16 protein-coding genes are annotated in these 17,422 nt (G+C 68.2%); 9 read left to right on the forward strand and 7 right to left on the reverse strand.

Going from position 1 to position 17,422, the window contains the following annotated elements; genetic code table 11:
• The first annotated feature begins 165 nt into the window (after positions 1-165).
• The gene (locus BJ969_RS15900) at positions 166-969 is read left to right on the forward strand and encodes a hypothetical protein (RefSeq protein ID WP_221315839.1); all 804 of its coding nucleotides are present in this window, start codon (positions 166-168) and stop codon (positions 967-969) included.
• Positions 966-2,996: a hypothetical protein gene (locus tag BJ969_RS15905; RefSeq protein WP_184479688.1), complete on the forward strand. Its 2,031-nt coding sequence runs from the start codon at positions 966-968 to the stop codon at positions 2,994-2,996. The genes BJ969_RS15900 and BJ969_RS15905 overlap by 4 nt, the downstream gene beginning before the upstream one ends.
• Positions 2,997-3,308: 312 nt before the next feature.
• On the opposite strand, the gene BJ969_RS15910 is transcribed toward BJ969_RS15905, so the two are convergent.
• The 4 genes from BJ969_RS15910 to BJ969_RS15930 all read right to left on the reverse strand — a co-directional run bounded on the left by BJ969_RS15910 (position 3,309) and on the right by BJ969_RS15930 (position 7,438).
• Complete coding sequence (locus BJ969_RS15910) at positions 3,309-4,175, reverse strand: hypothetical protein (RefSeq protein WP_246456880.1); 867 nt, start codon at positions 4,173-4,175, stop codon at positions 3,309-3,311.
• A 430-nt stretch (positions 4,176-4,605) separates the two neighbouring features.
• Complete coding sequence (locus BJ969_RS15920) at positions 4,606-5,193, reverse strand: VOC family protein (protein ID WP_343071713.1); 588 nt, start codon at positions 5,191-5,193, stop codon at positions 4,606-4,608.
• Between the two features lie 37 nt (positions 5,194-5,230).
• Positions 5,231-5,995, reverse strand: coding sequence for an IclR family transcriptional regulator domain-containing protein (locus tag BJ969_RS15925; protein WP_184479691.1), 765 nt, complete (start codon positions 5,993-5,995; stop codon positions 5,231-5,233).
• A 99-nt stretch (positions 5,996-6,094) separates the two neighbouring features.
• Positions 6,095-7,438 (reverse strand): RraA family protein, encoded by a 1,344-nt coding sequence (locus BJ969_RS15930; protein WP_184479692.1) that lies wholly within the window; start codon positions 7,436-7,438, stop codon positions 6,095-6,097.
• Positions 7,439-7,716: 278 nt separating this feature from the next.
• Between BJ969_RS15930 and BJ969_RS15935 the strand changes: the two genes are divergently transcribed.
• The 5 genes from BJ969_RS15935 to BJ969_RS15955 all read left to right on the forward strand — a co-directional run bounded on the left by BJ969_RS15935 (position 7,717) and on the right by BJ969_RS15955 (position 12,910).
• On the forward strand, positions 7,717-9,063 hold the full coding sequence (locus BJ969_RS15935) for a TRAP transporter large permease subunit (RefSeq protein ID WP_184479693.1): 1,347 nt from the start codon (positions 7,717-7,719) through the stop codon (positions 9,061-9,063).
• Between the two features lie 55 nt (positions 9,064-9,118).
• The gene (locus BJ969_RS15940) at positions 9,119-9,382 is read left to right on the forward strand and encodes a hypothetical protein (protein WP_184479694.1); all 264 of its coding nucleotides are present in this window, start codon (positions 9,119-9,121) and stop codon (positions 9,380-9,382) included.
• Positions 9,379-10,470 carry an Ldh family oxidoreductase gene (locus BJ969_RS15945; protein WP_221315840.1) on the forward strand — a complete coding sequence of 364 codons (1,092 nt, stop codon included), beginning with the start codon at positions 9,379-9,381 and terminating at the stop codon, positions 10,468-10,470. The genes BJ969_RS15940 and BJ969_RS15945 overlap by 4 nt, the downstream gene beginning before the upstream one ends.
• A gap of 202 nt (positions 10,471-10,672) precedes the next feature.
• A complete protein-coding gene (locus tag BJ969_RS15950) occupies positions 10,673-11,290 on the forward strand; it encodes a TetR/AcrR family transcriptional regulator (RefSeq protein ID WP_184479695.1) in 618 nt (205 codons plus the stop codon).
• 78 nt (positions 11,291-11,368) lie between these two features.
• Positions 11,369-12,910: an FAD-dependent monooxygenase gene (locus BJ969_RS15955; protein ID WP_184479696.1), complete on the forward strand. Its 1,542-nt coding sequence runs from the start codon at positions 11,369-11,371 to the stop codon at positions 12,908-12,910.
• A 31-nt stretch (positions 12,911-12,941) separates the two neighbouring features.
• On the opposite strand, the gene BJ969_RS15960 is transcribed toward BJ969_RS15955, so the two are convergent.
• Positions 12,942-13,904, reverse strand: coding sequence for a 2-dehydropantoate 2-reductase N-terminal domain-containing protein (locus BJ969_RS15960; RefSeq protein WP_184479697.1), 963 nt, complete (start codon positions 13,902-13,904; stop codon positions 12,942-12,944).
• An 88-nt stretch (positions 13,905-13,992) separates the two neighbouring features.
• Between BJ969_RS15960 and BJ969_RS15965 the strand changes: the two genes are divergently transcribed.
• Together BJ969_RS15965 and BJ969_RS15970 are read left to right on the forward strand one after the other, a co-directional pair.
• On the forward strand, positions 13,993-14,562 hold the full coding sequence (locus BJ969_RS15965) for a TetR/AcrR family transcriptional regulator (protein WP_184479698.1): 570 nt from the start codon (positions 13,993-13,995) through the stop codon (positions 14,560-14,562).
• Positions 14,563-14,655: 93 nt separating this feature from the next.
• Positions 14,656-15,786, forward strand: a complete 1,131-nt coding sequence (locus tag BJ969_RS15970) for a pyridoxal-phosphate-dependent aminotransferase family protein (RefSeq protein ID WP_184479699.1) — start codon at positions 14,656-14,658, stop codon at positions 15,784-15,786.
• 87 nt (positions 15,787-15,873) lie between these two features.
• Here BJ969_RS15970 and BJ969_RS15975 read toward each other — a convergent pair whose 3' ends face one another.
• Together BJ969_RS15975 and BJ969_RS15980 are read right to left on the reverse strand one after the other, a co-directional pair.
• Complete coding sequence (locus tag BJ969_RS15975; protein WP_184479700.1) at positions 15,874-16,623, reverse strand: SDR family oxidoreductase; 750 nt, start codon at positions 16,621-16,623, stop codon at positions 15,874-15,876.
• Positions 16,620-17,405 (reverse strand): SDR family NAD(P)-dependent oxidoreductase, encoded by a 786-nt coding sequence (locus BJ969_RS15980; protein WP_184479701.1) that lies wholly within the window; start codon positions 17,403-17,405, stop codon positions 16,620-16,622. Before BJ969_RS15980 ends, BJ969_RS15975 begins: the two co-directional genes overlap by 4 nt.
• Between the last annotated feature and the right edge of the window lie 17 nt (positions 17,406-17,422).

A 17,422-nucleotide genomic window follows, 5' to 3' on the forward strand; every position in this document is an offset into this window, starting at 1 on the left:
GAACGGACCACTACGTGGATTTCCCTAGGGCAAGGGAGACACGGCCGTGCACGTCCGATGAAACTCCGTTCCGTCCGACGCGACGAACCGAACGGAGCCGAAACCTTGACCGAAAGCTCAGAACCAGCCCCGATGCCCGAGCATCGGGCCTTACTAGCTGTGGACATGATCGAGTCGGGGGGCAGCCATCCAGAACACCTCGGCCAGGTCCCGGATCTCGTCCGGGAACCGGTACACGCCGCCCTGCGGGCGGTCGGCCTCAACCGTGATTCAGCCCAGGACGAGCAGTTCACCGGTGACGGATTCCTGCGCGCGTACCCGAGCGGATTCCTGCCGGCGTTGATCGACATGGTCAGCATGCTCGACGAGCTCCTGGACACGCGCAACAGGTCCACGAAACCCGAGGTGCGGTTGCGGATCGCGGTGCACCTTGGGCCGTTGCCACTGGAACGAGGCTTCCACCGACCGAACATCGATCTCAACAGGCTGTTGGGCGCGGAGGTGTTCAAGCGAGTCATCCGGCACTGTCGGGAACACATCACCAACGATGCGCTGACGACAGCGCTGATCGTCTCGAACAGCGCGTATAAGACCGTATTCGGGGGTGACTACACGCGGGTGCTCCGGCGGGGCGAGTTCGCCTCGTTGCCCATTGTGCACAACGAGTTCAACGAGGATGCGTGGGTCCGCATCACCGGAGTGCACCCGACACAGCTAGAAAACATCCCCATCGACGGTGAGCCGACACCGGAGGCGCCGCAGACGCCGATCTCGGGCCTCGGCCATGCACCCGGTCAGCGATCGATCAGTAACCAGGGCACTGTCGACGGAAATCTGGTCACCGGCGACGGGAACAGCTTCACGACGAATCCGACCACCAACGTGAGTAATTACGTCGGCGGCAGGAACGCTGGGGTCCAGGCCGGGACCTTCAACGGGCGCTTCAACCAGGGTGAAGATCGGCGTTGACCGCGACGAGCGAGACCGGAGAAACCGCCCGGTCCCAGAATCCGGGCAGCCCAGGTGGTTCGACGAGCAACACGGCCGAGCACAACAGCGGTGTCCAATCGGAGAATTTCAACGGGGATTACAACATCTTCAACTGGTATGCGGAGTCCAAGCAGCCGCCCCTCAAGGACCGCCAGGTCTCCGAGACCGAGATCGCCCGTGCCCGCGATCACTTCGTGCCATGCCCGGGTTTCGAAGAAGCCCAGGCGACGCTGGAACGCAGCCGCGTGCTGTTCCTCCGCAACACCGGGACCGGCCGCTCACTGGCAAGCGTCCGATTGCTCACCAAATGCGCGGTCGCTTCCATCTCGTGCCTCAGCGAACGCCGGTCGTTCGACAGCCTTGCCGACTCAGACCTGGAACCGGGGGGTGGCTACATCTGGCAGGGTCTGGACCGCGAGTGGCACGAGCAGATCACCCCCGCTTCCGTTGACCGGGTGGCGACCTGGGCCTTGAAGCAGCACAGCTTCGTCGTGGTGATCGTCGATCACCGCGTGGAGGTCGACCTGCGCAAGTACACCGAGCGGCTGGGGAAGCCAGACCCGGTGCAAGTGGCCTTGTCCGTGCTGCGTTCCCAACACGGGCTGGCGGCGGATACCGCCGAGAAGGTCTTGGACGCGGAATTCCGCGAACAACTCACCAGCACATCGGCGCCGAACGACGCCGAGTTCGTCGCCATCCGCGCTTGGGAGGTGCATCGGGGTGACCGGGACAAGGAGCAGGCTATCGCGGACGCTTCGTCGGACCTTCGTACGTCTGTGGCCCGATGGTTCCTGGAGGTAGATAAGCGCAGCCCGATCGAATACGCGATGCTCGTGGCCATCGCGGTGTTCGAGGGCCGGGAGTACGACGACGTCGTACAGTTGGCCGAGGACCTCGAGAACATGATCTACAAGCGGGACAGCGGTAAGGACGTCGAGTCCCGCAAGATCTTCGAATTCAGCAAAACGGTGATCCTCTTCCGACTCAACGCCGCGGTCACTCCGCACCAGGACACGGACGGAAGTGGATTCCCAAGGGAAGCCGTGCATTTCCGCCGCTCTGACTGGGCCCGAGAGGCATTCCGCCGGGCGTGGAGTGAGTACGACCTCTTCCGCCCCGTTCTCGTGGACTGGATGGCGAAGCAGGCAAAGCTGGGATTCCAGTGGTACTGCGCGAAAGCGCTCCACGACGTGCTGGTCAACGTCCCCCACAGTGAACCGCTCGCACACATCGGCGCCTTGGCTGCCAAGCAGTCCCGGCACGCCAACGAACTGGCGGCCGAACTCGTGGGCCGGCTCGCGCGGGACGACCGCACCAAGCACGTCGTCGAGCCGACGCTGCTGGAATGGTGCGACGGTGACCGGGACTTTCATCGCAAGTGGACTGCCGCTTCGGTCTACGCGACCGAGTACGGACGGCGTCAGCCCGATACAGCGCTTCGCGAGCTGGAGAAGATCGCGCGGACCAACGCCAACCTCAACTCTGCGGTGAACGCAGCGATCATCTCCCTGCTCGACGAGCCTGCAAATCGCACGAAGGTGCTACAAACCTTGGTGCAGTGGACCGGGGTACGAGCCATCGACACGGATTCCATGGAGCAGGGCGCGAACCTGCGGGCCATCGGGCTCGACTGTGCGCAAGCGGTTCTCGGACTCATGCACGGCACCAGCTACCTGCGCTCGATTCGTGCCGGCGGTTCGTTCGGCGACCCGGATACGCGGCTGGTGGCCAAGCTGTTCGGTCGGCTGTTCCAAGACCAGAACAAGCGTGCGGAATCGCTGCACGCGTTGCTCGAACTCAGTGCCCGGAGTGCAGCAGATCCGACGAGCGATGAGGCGGTCGGCTTCGCCCAGCTCCTGTTCGCTGTGGTCCCCGAGCTCGAGCGCGCCCGAGCGCTGTTCCAGCACTGGAAGAAGGTGTTCCCCGGAAACACACAACGAATCAACCGCGCATTCGTAACATTAAAGAACCTTTACAGGAGGTTCGGGCTGGCCCCTGAACAATGAGGAACGATTCGCCGCTGGCATGCTTCTCCGGCCTTTCTCGACGACGTCTGGGACAAGTCCGACCGCTACCGACGGATCGGACTAGATCGGTGCACCTGGAGCACGCGATCTCATGCGCGCGCACATCCGGCGCAGCCTCACCGCCCGCTTCCAGGAAGCCGCGGCGTTCCATGTCTTCGGACTTCGACCGGACCGTAGACGTGCGGACGACGCGGGTTGTATTGAGATGGGGTTTTGCCGCGTGTTGCGAGGGGTGTGGTATTTGAGAATTAGATGACGGCCACGTAGCTCGTGTGCATGCCCTGCGGTCCGTCACGTAAGCATCGGCCCACGAGAAGCGAAAAGCCTGATCAGAGCCTGAGCACACCAATCCTGCCAGTAACCACGAGAGGCTGGGCCTTTGGTTCGACTCCCCCCTCGGACACGCATGCTAACCACACGTGGTGAGATCGTAGCTTCTACGACTCGCGCGTGTGGTTCGTATTTGAGGCGGAGTTGCAGGCTGTCGTAGATCTTGTTCAGGGTCTCCGGCCTGCCATCCGCCAGGGCAGTCCCCACGTCGCCGAGCGAATCGATCATGGCGTAGACCTCTCCGCCTTTCAGGTTCCGTGCTTCGGGTGTGCCGTCCAGCTCTGCCTGTGCGGCGGCTCGCTCGGCTTGTGCCGTGTTGATCGCGTCGACGAGCGCCACCGGATCGGCTCCCGCTTCGATGGCGGCTTGCAGGCGGTGCAGCCGCGTAGTGGCGTCGGTGAGCTTCTTCTTCAGTGCGTCCTTCGGGCCGGTTCGGTTGCTGGGCTTGGTCTGAGAGCCGAGCAAACCTGCTTCGCCTATTCGCCAGAAATGACCCTGCAAATCCGGTTGATACTCCGCCAGGTGCAACTGTTCACCGGGTACCGAGTTCAGCAAATCATACATCGGGGATATCCTCTTTCGCTGCGAGCAAAGTCGCACGGGGAGAACCACGAGCCGCTCGCCGGAGGCCACTGTCGTCCCGCTTGGAAACCGACCGGCACACTCCTCAGTGAGATCGCGGCCAATCACCGCGACGTCACCACCGACCAGCTCCCAGATGTCCGGGCAACCGTCGTCGTTACCGCTCACTCCGAGCTCGCGTGCGGGTTTCCCCAACCTGCGCACGAGCGGCGATGCCGAATCCGCTTCCCAATCCTTTTCTGTCATCTCCCCCACCTCTCAATGCTGGAACGACCGCCCTGAAAAGGTGACAACCGGCCATCAACAGCTGGTATCACTACTATTGGTGTCGTGTATTCGGCTAGAGATTCTCTCGGTACTGACTGCTCCGGGTACCGTGCCGGACGAGCATGTTGTTACCAGCCGTCCAGATACACTCCACATGACCCGCCAGGCGACAGTGGTATTCACGTCGGCCGCCCGGTGCTGTCCACCTCTTCGCCCGGGGGCTCCGCCGGCGGTGTCGGCGACGATTTGCTGGGGCACGCGAATCCGGTAGGTGTGCCCGTGAACGGCGGTCGAGCGCGACCGCGACATGAACGAGCGACGGTCGCCTCGCGGGGAACCTCGTCCCGAGCCGTTTCGCGTCCTGGGTGCGGGCCGTCCGCTCGATAAGCGAAGGCGTCGAGCAGGCCGGTCAGTAGACCTCGGGAAGCAGGATGTCGGCGGGCGGGTTTTCCGGCGCGTAGTTGCCGGCGTGCGCGCCGGCGTGGATCTCGTCCTTCGTGAGGCCTTGCTCGCGTGCCTCGACGAGCTTGTCCGGGTCGAAGAAGGAGCCGATGGGGTTCTCGGCGAACTCGCGCGAGGCCCACATCCACTCCTTGGACACCGCCCAGTCGCCGAAGGCGTCGACCTGGATCTCCACGCCGTTGCCCTCCGGGTCGGCGTAGTACATCGACATCGTGATGCCGTGGTCGAGGCTCATGAACGGCAGGATGCCCTCATCCTTGAGCCGCAGGTAGTTGTCGAGCCACTGGTCGAAGTCGGTGTACTCGAACGCGGTGTGGTGCAGACCGGCGCTGGTCGACTTGTCCACCGGCTTCTTGATGGCCGGATGCGCGATGAAAGCGACCCGGTGGTTGGCCTCGTCGTTGGTGAGCCACGCCGCGCCGTCGCTGTAGTGGACTGGGGTGAGCCCGGCGACCTTCTCGTACCAGGCGACCATCTCGTCGAGCTTGAGCGTCAGGAAGGTCGTGTGATGCAGCTTCGGCGCGGGTTGACGAATCGCTGGTCACGCCAGATCTTGCGTGAGCGGTGTTCGGTCAGCTGAGGCGGCGGGTGATGGCGAAGGCCGCCCGTTGCACCTCGACGCCGAGCTGTTCGATGCGTTCGGGGGGGATCTCTTCTTGGGTGCCTGCGACCTGGATCGCGGCTGTGGTGGGTGTGTCGTTGGCCAGGCCCGCCGCGACCGACGCCATTCCGGGTTCGCGTTCGCCCACCGCGTGCCCGAAGCCCGTGTCGCGAATGCTCTTGAGGTCGTTGAGGAATGCGTCTCGGTCGATGGGCGTTCCGTCGGCGCGGGTGTGGTCGTCGAGCCGGTCGAGGAGCCGTTCGACCTCCTCGGGGTCCATGGCGGACGCGAGGACCTTGCCGGCGCCGAGGTGGAGCGGGAGCTGTTCTCCGATGGGCAGTTCGTAGCGCAGCGGGCGGGCACCGTCGACGCGAGCGAGCACGACCCGGTGCCGACCCATCCGCTTGAACAGGGATGCCGTGAGGCCCGTCTCGGCGGCGAGGTCCTGCAGCACGGGCCTCGCCGCGTTCAGCAACGGACTGGTGGTGAGGTAGGCGTGCGCACCGAAGATCAGTCCGACTCCGGGGCGATACCCGGTCGCGTCGCGTTCGACCCGCCCACGAGCTTCGAGGACGTTGAGGATGCGTTGCGTGGTCGCGACCGGGAGGTCGGCGCGGCGGGCGATGTCACTGAGCCGCAGGGTGTGGCGGCTGCTTTCGAGCACCTCCAGGACGTCGATGGCGCGCTCGAGGGACCGCATGCTGCTCGCCGGGTTCTTCGGCGTTTCCGGAGCCACCTCGACCACCCTTCTGTTCGACGCCTTCCCCCTCATCTTTCCACACGGTGGTGAACAATCTCGGGTGGCGTGGGCAGGACCGGGGCTCCGGACTGCACCTCACGCGCCGGCGAGAATCGCGGCCCGGCGCCGCGCTTCGTCGGCTTCCACGGCCCGGCCGGCGAGCAGGCTGGAGGCCGCCTGGGCGGCGGGGATGGTGATGACGCCGTCGTCGTCGGCGACCACCACATCTCCGGAGTGCACGACGACGCCGCCGACCGCGACGGGCACGTCGACCTGGCCGGGGCCGTTCTTGTAAGGCCCGGCGGGCGACACGCCGCGGGCCCAGACCCCGAACCCGATGCGTTCGAGCTCGACGACGTCCCGCGCCGCCCCATCGATGATCATGCCCAGGACGCCGCGGGCCTTGAAGCGTTCGGCGATGAGCTCGCCGATGAGCGCGCGGGTGACGTCTCCGTCTCCGTTGACCACGATGACCTCACCCGGCCGGGAGACTTGGACCGCGTCGTGGATGGCCTTGTTGTCACCGCTGCGCACCCAGACCGTGCGGGCGCGTCCGACCAGCCGCGCACCCTTCCACAGCGGGCGAATACCGCCGTCGAGCACGCCCATCCGTTCGCGACCGTCGCCGATGTTGGCGACGGCGAGGCCCTGGTACTCCGCGAGCAGATCGCCGGCGGGCAACAGGGCGGCGTCGGCGCAGGTCGCGTGGAGCTCGGCGGTGGCCCTGCTCATCACGGGCCGCAAACCGAGCGAGTCGAGCAGCGCCGCTGCGGCGGTGACCTCCCCGGCGCGACGGGCGGCGTGCTTGTGGGTGCCGCTGTAGAGGCGGTCCAGGGTCGCCTCCCCGCCTGCGAGCTCGACGGCGATCTGGGCTCGGACCCAGTCTTCGGCTCCTGCGGCCCGGCCGGCGGTGCAGGACTCGACGATCAGCGCGGCGAGGCCCTTCATGAACGTGCTGCGCAGCAGCTTGCGCGCTGACGCGTCGCCGGGACTCCCCCCGATGTCGTTCGCCGGAGCGCCGAGCGAGGTGAACACGGCGGTGGCGCCGGCGGAAGCCGCGCCGCTGATGATGACGCTGGTCTGCGCTCCGTGGTTGGGGACCGGACCGATGACCGACACGTCGGCGAACCGCTCCGCGCCGATGACCTGCGCGACGGCGTTCATCACGACGGGGTCTCCGGCGTTCATGTCCGCGAAGATCGCATCCGGCGCGAGGTGGTCGGCCACCGACTCAGCGGCTTCCTGGGCGCGCGCGCCGCCGACGAGGCTCATGACCACCTCGGCATCGCGCACGGCCTCGCCCGGAGTTTCGGCCAGCTGAACTCCGGTCGGCGCGGCGTCGACCGCCGGGTCGTACCCCGTGACGGTCCAACCCAGCTCGACCATCCCTGCCGAGTAGAGCGTGCCCGCTTCGCCCAGCCCCAGTACCGCCGCCCGCATGCTGACTCCCTCTGTCGACATCCCGTTCCGTGGTAATCCTTACCGCTGAGTGCGCAGTATTGCCACGAAATGGAAGCATGTCAACGCCGCCTTGCGCCCATGTGCTCACTGCATGGAACTTGCTTGCGCCCTGCGGAACAAAACTTCACTGCGAGTCTTGCCGTGCGACACGGCTCCATGTAACTCTCGCACACCGATACGGATTCCCACCCTATGGAGAACTGGCTCTTGTCAGCGCGACGGGGTGCACCACAGCGGTGTGGCGACGAGGAGGAACGATGGGACTGGCCGTATGGGCCCTGATCGCCTACATCGCGGTGATCGTGGTCTGGAACGCGGTGCTGAAACGCAGCATCGGGGAGGCGATGATCCTCGGGTTCGTCGTCCTGTGCGCCTTCGGCACCGTGGACTTCCCAAAGCTGGTGGGGGTCGGATTAGCTGAGGCCGGAAGCCAGAACATCGTCTTCGCGGGGCTGGCTTTCACCTTCATCGGGTCGATCCTCACCCGCACCGGGGTGATCGATCGGCAGATCGACATCCTCAACTCCCTGCTGGGGCGGGTCAAAGGCGGCGCCGGTTACGTCGCGACCGTCGGATCGGCGGCGTTCGGCAGCGTGGCGCACTCGGGCTCGGCGAACGCCGCCACGATCGGTTCGGTCGCCATCCCGTGGATGAACCGGTCGAACTGGTCGCCGCACATCGCCGCCACCGTGGTGGCGGGCAACGCGGGCAACGGTGCTGTGATCCCGCCGAGCGCCTCGTTCTTCGTGCTGATCGGCTCCGCGGCGGTGGCGCCGTTCGTCTCGGTCGAGCAGCTGTTCGTCGCGATGTTCGTCACCGCGGGCTGGTGCGTGTCGTGGCGCCTGCTGTGCATCGCCTACTTCGTGCGCCGGTACAAGATCCCGCGCGTTCCGGCATCGGAGATCCTCGGGCTCGGATCCAGCTTCCGGCGCGGCTGGACGTCCCTGTTCGTCTTCGTAGCGATCGCCGTGCCGATCGTGCTGACCTTCGGCGCAGGCGGAGATGCTCTCACCTCGGCGCTCGGTGCGGCCGCGGTCGAATCGATCGACATCCTCGTGTGGATCCCGGTGATGCTGGGTGTGGTCGCCGGAGTGATCGGTCGGCAGAACCTGCCCAAGACCTGGCGCGGCTGGTCGGAGCTGATGGACGAGTCGGCGCCGCGGTTCAAGGACGTCGGCGCCACCATGGTGTTCGCCTTCGCCGGGGGCGCCGTGCTCAGCGAACTGGGGCTGTCCGACCAACTCGGCGCTGTGCTCAACGGGCTCGGCGCGCCTCCGATCGTCGCCGCCCTGATCGTCGGAGTCATCATCATCTTGGTGGCCGGCCCGCTGAACTCCACCGCCACCGTCGCCACGGTCGGCGGCGTGGCTTTCGCCGTGCTCGTCACCGCCGGGGTGCACCCGGTGCTGGCCGCGTGCTCGATCCTGGTCTTCTCCTCGACCGAGGGCGCCTCGCCGCCCGGTGCCGCCGCGATCTACATCTCGACCAGCCTCGCGCAGGTCAACCCGGCACGCACCTTCGTTCCGCTGATCGTCTTCTACGTCGTCCCGTTCCTGTTCATCGGGACCGCCATCGCCCTCGGTGTCCTACCGGTGCCGCACTGATGGCCGGATCCCGCACTACTCGCGACAACCGATCGGAGGCCCACCGATGCCCCCTGTGACCGAGGAAACCGAGCGGCGCACGCTGCGCCGACGAGCCGATGCCGTGCTGTCGGCCGGCTTCAAACTCACGCTGATCACCATGCTCGCGCTGGGTGCGGTGGTGGTGCTGATCCAGATCGTCGGGCTGCTCACCGTGAACGCCGGCCTGGTCGAGGGTGCTGCGAACGCACTCCAGCCGACCCTGTTCGCGATTTCGGCGGGCTTCGGCGTTCTCACCATGGCGCTGGCCTACGTGCGCGGGTGGAAGAACAGCGAGTGAAGCGGTTCAGCGAGAGGACCGTCCGCGCGCAGATCGCCGGTGTTCTGACGGCGTGGGGAATGCCCGCCGAGCACGTCGCGACCACCACGGAGGCGATGGTGTACGCCGACCTCTCGGGAATCGACTCCCACGGGATCTCGATGCTGATGATGTACGAGAGGTTGTGGGACGAGGGGCATCTCGATCTGCAAGCCCGCCCGGGTGTGGAGCGTGAGAACGCCGCGATGGCGCTGCTGGACGCCGGAGGAGGCCTCGGCCACGTGGCCGGGGTCAGGGCGATGAACCTCGCCATCGACAAGGCTCGCGTCGCTGGCGTCGGGATCGTGTCGGTGCACAACTCGCGTCATTTCGGTGCGGCCGGCTACTACGCCGGCCTCGCCGCCGAAGCGGGACTGGTGGGGCTGGTCACCACCTCGGCGAAGGTCGCCGGCGTGGTGCCCACCGGCGGGGCGGTGCCGAGGCTGACCACCAACCCCATCGCCTTCGCCGCGCCCGCCCGCACCAACCCGCCGTTCCTGCTGGACATGTCGACGAGCACGGTCGCCTCGAACAAGGTGAAGGTGTACGACCTGCAGGGCACGACGATGCCCGAGGGGTGGGTCGTCGACGAATCCGGCGGCCCCGTGACCGACCCCGCCGAGGCGATGACCTACATCCACGAACGCGAGAACGGTGGCCTGACACCGCTCGGCGGGACGGGCACCCACGGAGGCCACAAGGGGTACGGGCTCGCGGTGATGGTGCAGATCCTCTCCGCCGCCCTGTCCGGGGCCGACCTCGCCGCCACCCGTCGGCCCGGGGCGGTCGGGGACATCGGGCACTTCTTCCTCGCCCTCGACGCCGATTTCTTCCGCCCTGGCGGGGAATTCCTCGCCGACGTCGACGAGCTTCTCGACATGCTGCGCGCCACCGCCCCTGCCGAAGAGGGGACCCCGGTTCAGGTCGCGGGGGACCCCGAGAGGGCCAGCCGCGAGCGGCGACGTGCGGACGGAATCCCGTTGCCCGACACCCTCATCGCGAAGATCGCGGCGATCTGCGACCGGGCGGGAACGAGGTCGCTGCTAGACCACCCCATCCTGGAGAGCTGAACCGATGTACGACTTCTGCGTGATCGGCGGAGGGATCGTTGGCGTCGCCACGCCCTGAGGCCGCGGACCCCGGCCCGCCGGATGCTCGACCTCGTCGGCCGGCCCGTACCCCTGGGTAAACCGGCACTGGTGGCCGAGCCGACTGAAACTTTCCGGTCGCGCATTTTTGCGCAATGCGCAAGTTGTCGGTACGGTCGTCGGCATGGACGCAGAGCGGATCGGCTTGCGCGAGCGCAAGAAGCAGGAAACCCGGCTCGCTCTGAGCTGGGCGGCCATCCGGCTCGCGGTGGAGCGCGGGCTCGACAACGTGCGAGTGGAGGACATCGCCGCCGAGGTCGGCGTCTCCACCCGCACCTTCAACAACTACTTCGGCGGCAAGGGCGAAGCGATCGCCGCGCGGCACCTGGAGCGGGCGCGCCAGATCGCGGTGGAGCTGCGGGCTCGGCCCGCGTCCGAGCCGTTGTGGACGGCCATCACCAACGCCGCTTTGGCCCGGTTCGCGCTGGGCCAGGGCACTGGCGAGCACGAACCGGAGCAGCAGTGGATCGACGGCGTGCGCCTGATGGTCTCGGAACCGGCGCTGCAAGGCGATTTCATGAAGGCCAACGCCGCGGCCGAGGCCGAGCTCGCCGCGGCCGTCGCCGAGCGCACCGGCGCCGACCCGGCCCGCGACCTGCATCCGCGGCTGGTGGCGGGGGCAGTGGGGGCTGCGATCGCGGTAGCCACCGAGCACTGGCTGAGGGCCGCCGAACCCACCCCGATGGCACCGGTGCTGCGCGACGCGCTCCGGCAACTCGCCGCAGGGTTGCCCGTGCCGTAATCCCGACCTCCACTGGACGCCACAGTGCCGCCGGGCCGACCGGCGCGCTGTTTCCCCCACGACAGCAAGGAAAAATCCGTGACCACCGATGTCGTCATCGCAGGCGCCGGACCGAACGGGCTGATGCTGGCCTGCGAGCTGAGCTTGGCCGGGATCAAGCCCCTGGTGCTCGAACGTCTGCCGGAGCGGACGTCGCAACACCGCGCCAACGGACTGGTCGGCCAGGTGGTGCGGATGCTCGATCGCCGGGGTCTTTACCAGCGCCTCAACGGGAATACCGTTCCGCCGCAACCGATCCCCGCGTTCGCGTTCGGGGCGATGCGGCTCGATCTGGAGGCCCTCGACGACAACCCGATGTACGCGCTGGGCGTGCCGCAACGCCGGATCGAGCAGGTGCTGGAGGAACGCGCGGTCGAACTCGGCGCGGAGATCCGTCGCGGGCACGAGCTCGTCGGGCTGGCCCAGGACACCGATTCCGTCACCATCGACGTCATCGGGCCGGACGGACCGCACCGATTGCGCGTCCGCTACCTGGTCGGCGCGGATGGTGGGCACAGCCCGACGCGCAAGCTCTCCGGCATCGGATTCCCCGGCGCCACCACGGACGGCGTCGTCTCCCGCCTGGCACACGTCACCGTTCCGCCGTCACTGGTGGACCCGGCGACCCTGGGACTGAACGTGCCCGGGTACGGCCTGGTGCCACCGTTCATCCACCACCGCACCGAGCGCGGCGTGCTCGCCTACGCCCCGTTCCCCGGGAAGGCACCATTGGTGTCCACAATGGAATGGAACGCGGAACCGGCCGACCAGGCGATGACGGTGAACGACCTGCGTGAGAGCGCGAGCCGGGTGCTCGGCACCGACCTGGCGCTCGGCCCGCCCGAAGGTGACGGCCCGCACCAGCTGCGCCGGTTGACCAGCAGCAACACCCGGCTGGCCGACCGGTTCCGGGACCGCCGGGTGCTGCTGGTCGGCGACGCGGCCCACGTGCACTCGGCGATCGGCGGTCCCGGGCTGAACCTCGGGCTGCAGGACGCCGTCAACCTCGGCTGGAAGCTCGCAGCCGAACTGCGGGGCTGGGCGCCGACCGGCCTGCTCGACAGCTACGAAACCGAACGGCGAACGGTGGCCCGGCGGGTCGTCATGCACACCCGCGCCCAGTCCGCACTGCTCTCCCCCGGCGACGAGATCACCGCGCTGCGGGACCTGTTCGGCGAAATCCTCCAGGAACCGCGCAACGTCCAGCACATCGCGGACATGATGTCCGGAGCGGACGTCCGCTACGAGATGGGCACCGGCGACGAGCACCCGCTGGTCGGCCGGTGGGCGCCGGACCTGCGGCTCGACACCATCGACGGTTCCGTCCGGCTGGCGGAGCTGACCGCGGGCGCCAGCCCCCTCCTGGTGGACACGACCGGCTCGCTCGGCGATGCGCTTTCCGGCTGGCGGGACCGGGTGCAGATCGTCACCGGTCGCGCCGACACCTCGACCACCGCGATGCTCCTGCGCCCGGACGGCTACACGGCCTGGGCATCGAACGCCGCCCGGCCCGACACCCGATCCCTCCGCCAGGCCCTGACCGCGTGGTTCGGCGCCGCCACAGCGGAGGTGAGCGCGTGACCGCGACGGACCGCCGACAACATCGGCAAAATCAGGAACCCGTCTCCTCGCGGGCGAAGTGCGGTTCCGCTGCTTCCAACCGCGGTACGGAGATGCCCAGCCGTCGTGCTTCGGCCAGGACGTCTCGGCAGACCTCGCGCGGCTCCTCGGCATCGGGGTCGTCGTGCATCGTGAGGCTCACGCGCGCGGGCGGGACATGAGCGGTCAGCCAGGCGAGCGCGGGGGCGGTGAGCCAGGTGGGCGCCCGGAACGGCAGCAGAGCGCCCCGGTGCCGTCGCAGGTCGAGGTCGCGCGCCTGGAGGAGCGGCAGCAGTTCGCGGCCGGCCAGCAGTGCCTCGCGCAGGTCGCCCCTCGCCCCGGCCAGTTCGGACAGGGAACCCCGCCGCAGGCCCTGCGAGAACATGCCGGCATCCGACACGAAATGGACCCACAGCCAGCCGTGGAAGTCGGGCCGCTCTTTGATCCGGAGCCCGGCCTCGCGAAACGCCTGACGCACGACCTGTTCCCGGCCTGTCGGGGGCCGGCCGAGGGTGCCGAAGACGACCGACCGCAGCAGAGCCCCGTGGAGCACGTCGTCCACGCCGAAACCGCCACCGGCCTGAGGAAAGCCCCAGGCGATCTGGTCGGGCGGGAGTGCACCGATCGCGGCGAGCGGCTCGGTCCAGAGATTGCCGAAGATCAGCACCGCGGCCCGGCCGACGCGCGGGGACAGGAAGGCCGTCGCCTCCGGGAGGCGGTGGTGCGGCACGCTGAGCACGATCAGGTCGAAGTCGTGGTCCGGCTCCAGCGCTTCGCGGTAGCGCACCGGCCACCGCTCCGCGACGCGCTGCCCCCACACCCGGCGTCGCATATCGATCAGGTCGAGGTTCACCGCGCCTCCGTACGACGCCGCGCGGCCCGGCCGGACGTAGAACTCGACGCTATGACCAGCCCGTTCCAGGGCCCAGCCGTAGATGGTGGCGATCACGCCGCGGCCGAACATCAAGATCTTCACACTGCACCTCGTGGGGTACGGTCGATTCGGAGACAATCTCCATTTTCAAAATATGGAGACCGTCTCCACTTGTCAACGGGAGGTACGCATGACCGCCGACAAGCCACTGCGGGCCGACGCCCAACGCAAGCGCGAGGCCCTGCTCGCGACGGCCCGGGAGGTCTTCGACGCCGGAGGCTTCTTCGACCTGCGCTTCGATGACTTCGCTCGGATGGCCGGGGTGGGCACCGGCACGCTGTACCGCCATTTCCCCACTCGGGAGGCGCTGGCCGAGGCGGTCTACCACGGCGAGGTCGCCACGCTGTGCGACCTCGCCCGCCAGCTGCAGGCCACGCTGCCCGCGGCGGAGGCTTTGGCGGCTTTCCTACGCGGCATGGTCGACCACATAGCCGCCCACGAGGGCCTGGCCCGGACGCTGGCCACGCTCTGGGCCGATCGCTCCGGCACCCTCGCCGAGGGCGGCAGGGCGCTGGAGCAGGCGGTCACCGACCTCGTGGCCGCCGCGGTGCGGGACGGCACCGTTCGCGACGACGTGGATGCCGGTGCCGTGATGATGGCGCTGCACGGCATCGGTGCGGCCCATGACCGGCCCGGTTGGCGAGCTGAGGCCGACGATGTGATCACCCTCGTGCTGGACGGACTGCGCCGCCCGCGATGACGAGGTGCGGCACGAGGTCGCATGCCGCGGGGGAAGGATTCGGCCCACGATGCTGTCCGCAGCCGACTCCCCCGCATGTGCCAGGCTACGGGCATGGCACTGCCTCATGACGACATCGATCCCGGTGGACTGCTCGAGTACTCGGTGGTGTTCACCGACCACTCGCTCAATCACATGTCCCAGCGCTTCGTGGGCGTGATGCAGGGCATCGTCGACGTCCTGCGCACGACCTACCGAGCGCACAGCGTTGCGCTGGTGCCGGGAGGTGGCACCTACGGCATGGAGGCCGTCGCCCGCCAGCTCGCGACCGGCCGCCGCTGCCTCGTGGTGCGCAACGGGCTCTTCTCCTACCGCTGGTCGCAGATCCTCGACATGGGGTCGATCGCGCAGGAACACGCGGTATGCCGGGCACGACCGATCGATGAGTCGTATCAGGCCCCGTGGCGGCCGGCACCGATCGACGAGGTCGTCTCCGCCATCCGCGAGCAGCGGCCCGAGGTGGTCTTCGCGCCGCACGTCGAGACCGCCGCGGGCATGTTGCTGCCGGACGACTACCTCCGCCGCCTCGCCGAGACCACCCACGAGGTCGGTGGGCTGCTGGTCCTGGACTGCATCGCCTCCGGAGCGCTCTGGGTCGACATGGCCGACCTCGGCGTCGACGTTCTGCTGAGCGCCCCGCAGAAGGGCTGGAGCGGCTCCCCCTGCGCCAGCTACGTCATGCTCAGCGAGGCCGGGCGGGCGGCGGTCGAGGCCGGCACGTCAACGAGCTTCTCCGCTGACTTGAAGAAGTGGCTGTCGATCGCGGACGCGTACACGCAGGGCCAGACCCCGTACCACGCGACCATGCCGACCGACACCCTCGCGCACAACCTGGAGCTCATGCTCGCGACCCGCGATCGCGGACTCGAGGACCTCCGCGCCGCGCAGGTCGACCTCGGCAGCCGCGTTCGCAAGCTCCTCGCTGAACACGGGCTCCCCTCGGTCGCCACCGACGAGTTCGCAGCCCCCAGCGTGGTGGTCGTCCACACCGAAGACCCGCAGCTGCGCAGCGGTGCCGCCTTCAAGGAAGCCGGTATCCAGATCGCGGCCGGAGTACCACTGCACTGCGACGAGCCGGCCGAATTCTCCACCTTCCGCATCGGCCTGTTCGGGCTCGACAAGCTCGGCGACGTCGAGGGCACCCTCGCCCGGCTCCGGACGGGATTGGACAAGGTCAGCAGCTGATCAGCCCTTCATGCCCAGAGGCTCCTCTTCCACATCCGCGTGGGACCCGTTGAGGTCACCGGCCTCGGGCGTGCAGGTGATCTCCGGTCAGACCGCCGTGTAGCCGCCGTCGACGGGCACGGCGGCGCCGGTCATGAACGATGCGCCTGGGGAGCACAGGAAAGCGATGACGTTCGCGATCTCCTCCGGCGATCCGGCGCGGTGCAGCGGCGGAGTCGTCCACCGCTGCGGGCCCGCCGGTACGACTGAGGCACCGTAGACGTCCTCGCTGTTGGTCGTCAGGTTCGTCGAGACGTGACCGGGGCACACGCAGTTGGCCCGGATTCCGCGGTCGGCGTACTCCGCCGCGATGCCGCGCGTCAGCTGCACGACGCCGCCCTTCGTCGCGTCGTAGGCGGCGCTGCGCCCAGCGGCGACGAGCGATCCGACCGACCCGACGGTGACGAGGGAGCCGCCACCGGCAGCGAGCAGGTGCCGCAAGCCGTGCTTGGCCGTGAAGAACGTTCCGGTGAGGTTGACGTTGACGAGGTCGTGCCAGGACTCCGACGACATCTCGTGGGCGGGACCGCCGATCACGATGCCGGCCGCGGCGACGACCGAATCAAGCCCGCCGAACCGCTCTGCGGCCACCATCATCGCGTGGGCGACGCTGTCCTCGTCGCTCACGTCGCACTCCACGCCGACGCACGCCTCCCCTAGCGCGTCGGCGACCGCCGCTGCGGCTTCGCCACGCACGTCGCAGACCACGACGGACGCGCCGTCCCGGGCGAAGCGCTCCGCCGTTGCGCGTCCGATGCCGCTGCCCGCACCGGTGATGAGAATCCGCTGTGGAGTCACGGCTCGCTCCCCTTCAGTTCGATGCCGTACGAGGTCGCCGTCAGGCCTCCGTCGACCGGGAGGTCCACACCGGTGACGAACGCGCTCAGGTCCGAACCCAGCCACGCCGCCGCTTCACCGATGTCCGCCGGACGCCCGAGCCGCCCCAACGGCAGCTTCGCCGCGTACGCGCCCCAATCCGCCTGCGCGAACTGCGGGTCACCGACGCTCATGCCGCTGTCGATCGGCCCTGGGCAGAGGGCGTTGACCCGGATTCCCAGTGGTCCGAGCTCCACCGCGGCCGACTTGGTGAGCCCGCGCACGCCGAACTTCGTCGCGGAGTACGTCGTGGCACCCGCACCGCCGATCAAGCCGCGCGTGGAAGCGACGTTGACCACGGACCCGCTTCGGGCCCCGCTGTCCCGGTGGAGCTCGGCGAACGTCTGCAGGCCGAGGAACGTTCCCATCACGTTGACCCGGAAGCCGCGTTCGAGATCGGCGTGGCTGGACTGGGCGAGCGTCTTCCCGACGATGAGTCCGGCGTTGTTGACGAGGACGTCGAGCCGTCCGAAATCGCGGCGCACGACACCGGCGACTTCCGCCCATGCGGCGGGATCGGCCACGTCGAGCGGGTGGCACGCCGCGGACTTCCCCAGCCCGGCAGCGGTCTGCGCCAGTTCTTCGCTCAGCACGTCGGTGAGCAGTACGCGCGCGCCGTGCCGCACGCACGCGTCGGCGATGGCGGCACCGAGACCGCGGGCCGCGCCGGTCACCAGCACGGTTTTCCCTGCGAGCAGCTGCATTCCCACCTCCCTGTGAG

It is taken from the genome of Saccharopolyspora gloriosae (assembly GCF_014203325.1).
In the GTDB taxonomy this organism is placed as follows: Bacteria; Actinomycetota; Actinomycetes; order Mycobacteriales; family Pseudonocardiaceae; genus Saccharopolyspora_C; species Saccharopolyspora_C gloriosae.

What these genes read in the sequence shown, in the direction of transcription:
- BJ969_RS15900 (WP_221315839.1), top strand. Translation starts at nt 166, where the DNA reads ATGATCGAGTCGGGGGGCAGCCATCCAGAACACCTCGGCCAGGTCCCG.
- BJ969_RS15910 (WP_246456880.1), bottom strand. Translation starts at nt 4,175, where the DNA reads ATGACAGAAAAGGATTGGGAAGCGGATTCGGCATCGCCGCTCGTGCGC.
- BJ969_RS15930 (WP_184479692.1), bottom strand. Translation starts at nt 7,438, where the DNA reads ATGCGGGCGGCGGTACTGGGGCTGGGCGAAGCGGGCACGCTCTACTCG.
- BJ969_RS15935 (WP_184479693.1), top strand. Translation starts at nt 7,717, where the DNA reads ATGGGACTGGCCGTATGGGCCCTGATCGCCTACATCGCGGTGATCGTG.
- BJ969_RS15950 (WP_184479695.1), top strand. Translation starts at nt 10,673, where the DNA reads ATGGACGCAGAGCGGATCGGCTTGCGCGAGCGCAAGAAGCAGGAAACC.
- BJ969_RS15965 (WP_184479698.1), top strand. Translation starts at nt 13,993, where the DNA reads ATGACCGCCGACAAGCCACTGCGGGCCGACGCCCAACGCAAGCGCGAG.
- BJ969_RS15970 (WP_184479699.1), top strand. Translation starts at nt 14,656, where the DNA reads ATGGCACTGCCTCATGACGACATCGATCCCGGTGGACTGCTCGAGTAC.
- BJ969_RS15980 (WP_184479701.1), bottom strand. Translation starts at nt 17,405, where the DNA reads ATGCAGCTGCTCGCAGGGAAAACCGTGCTGGTGACCGGCGCGGCCCGC.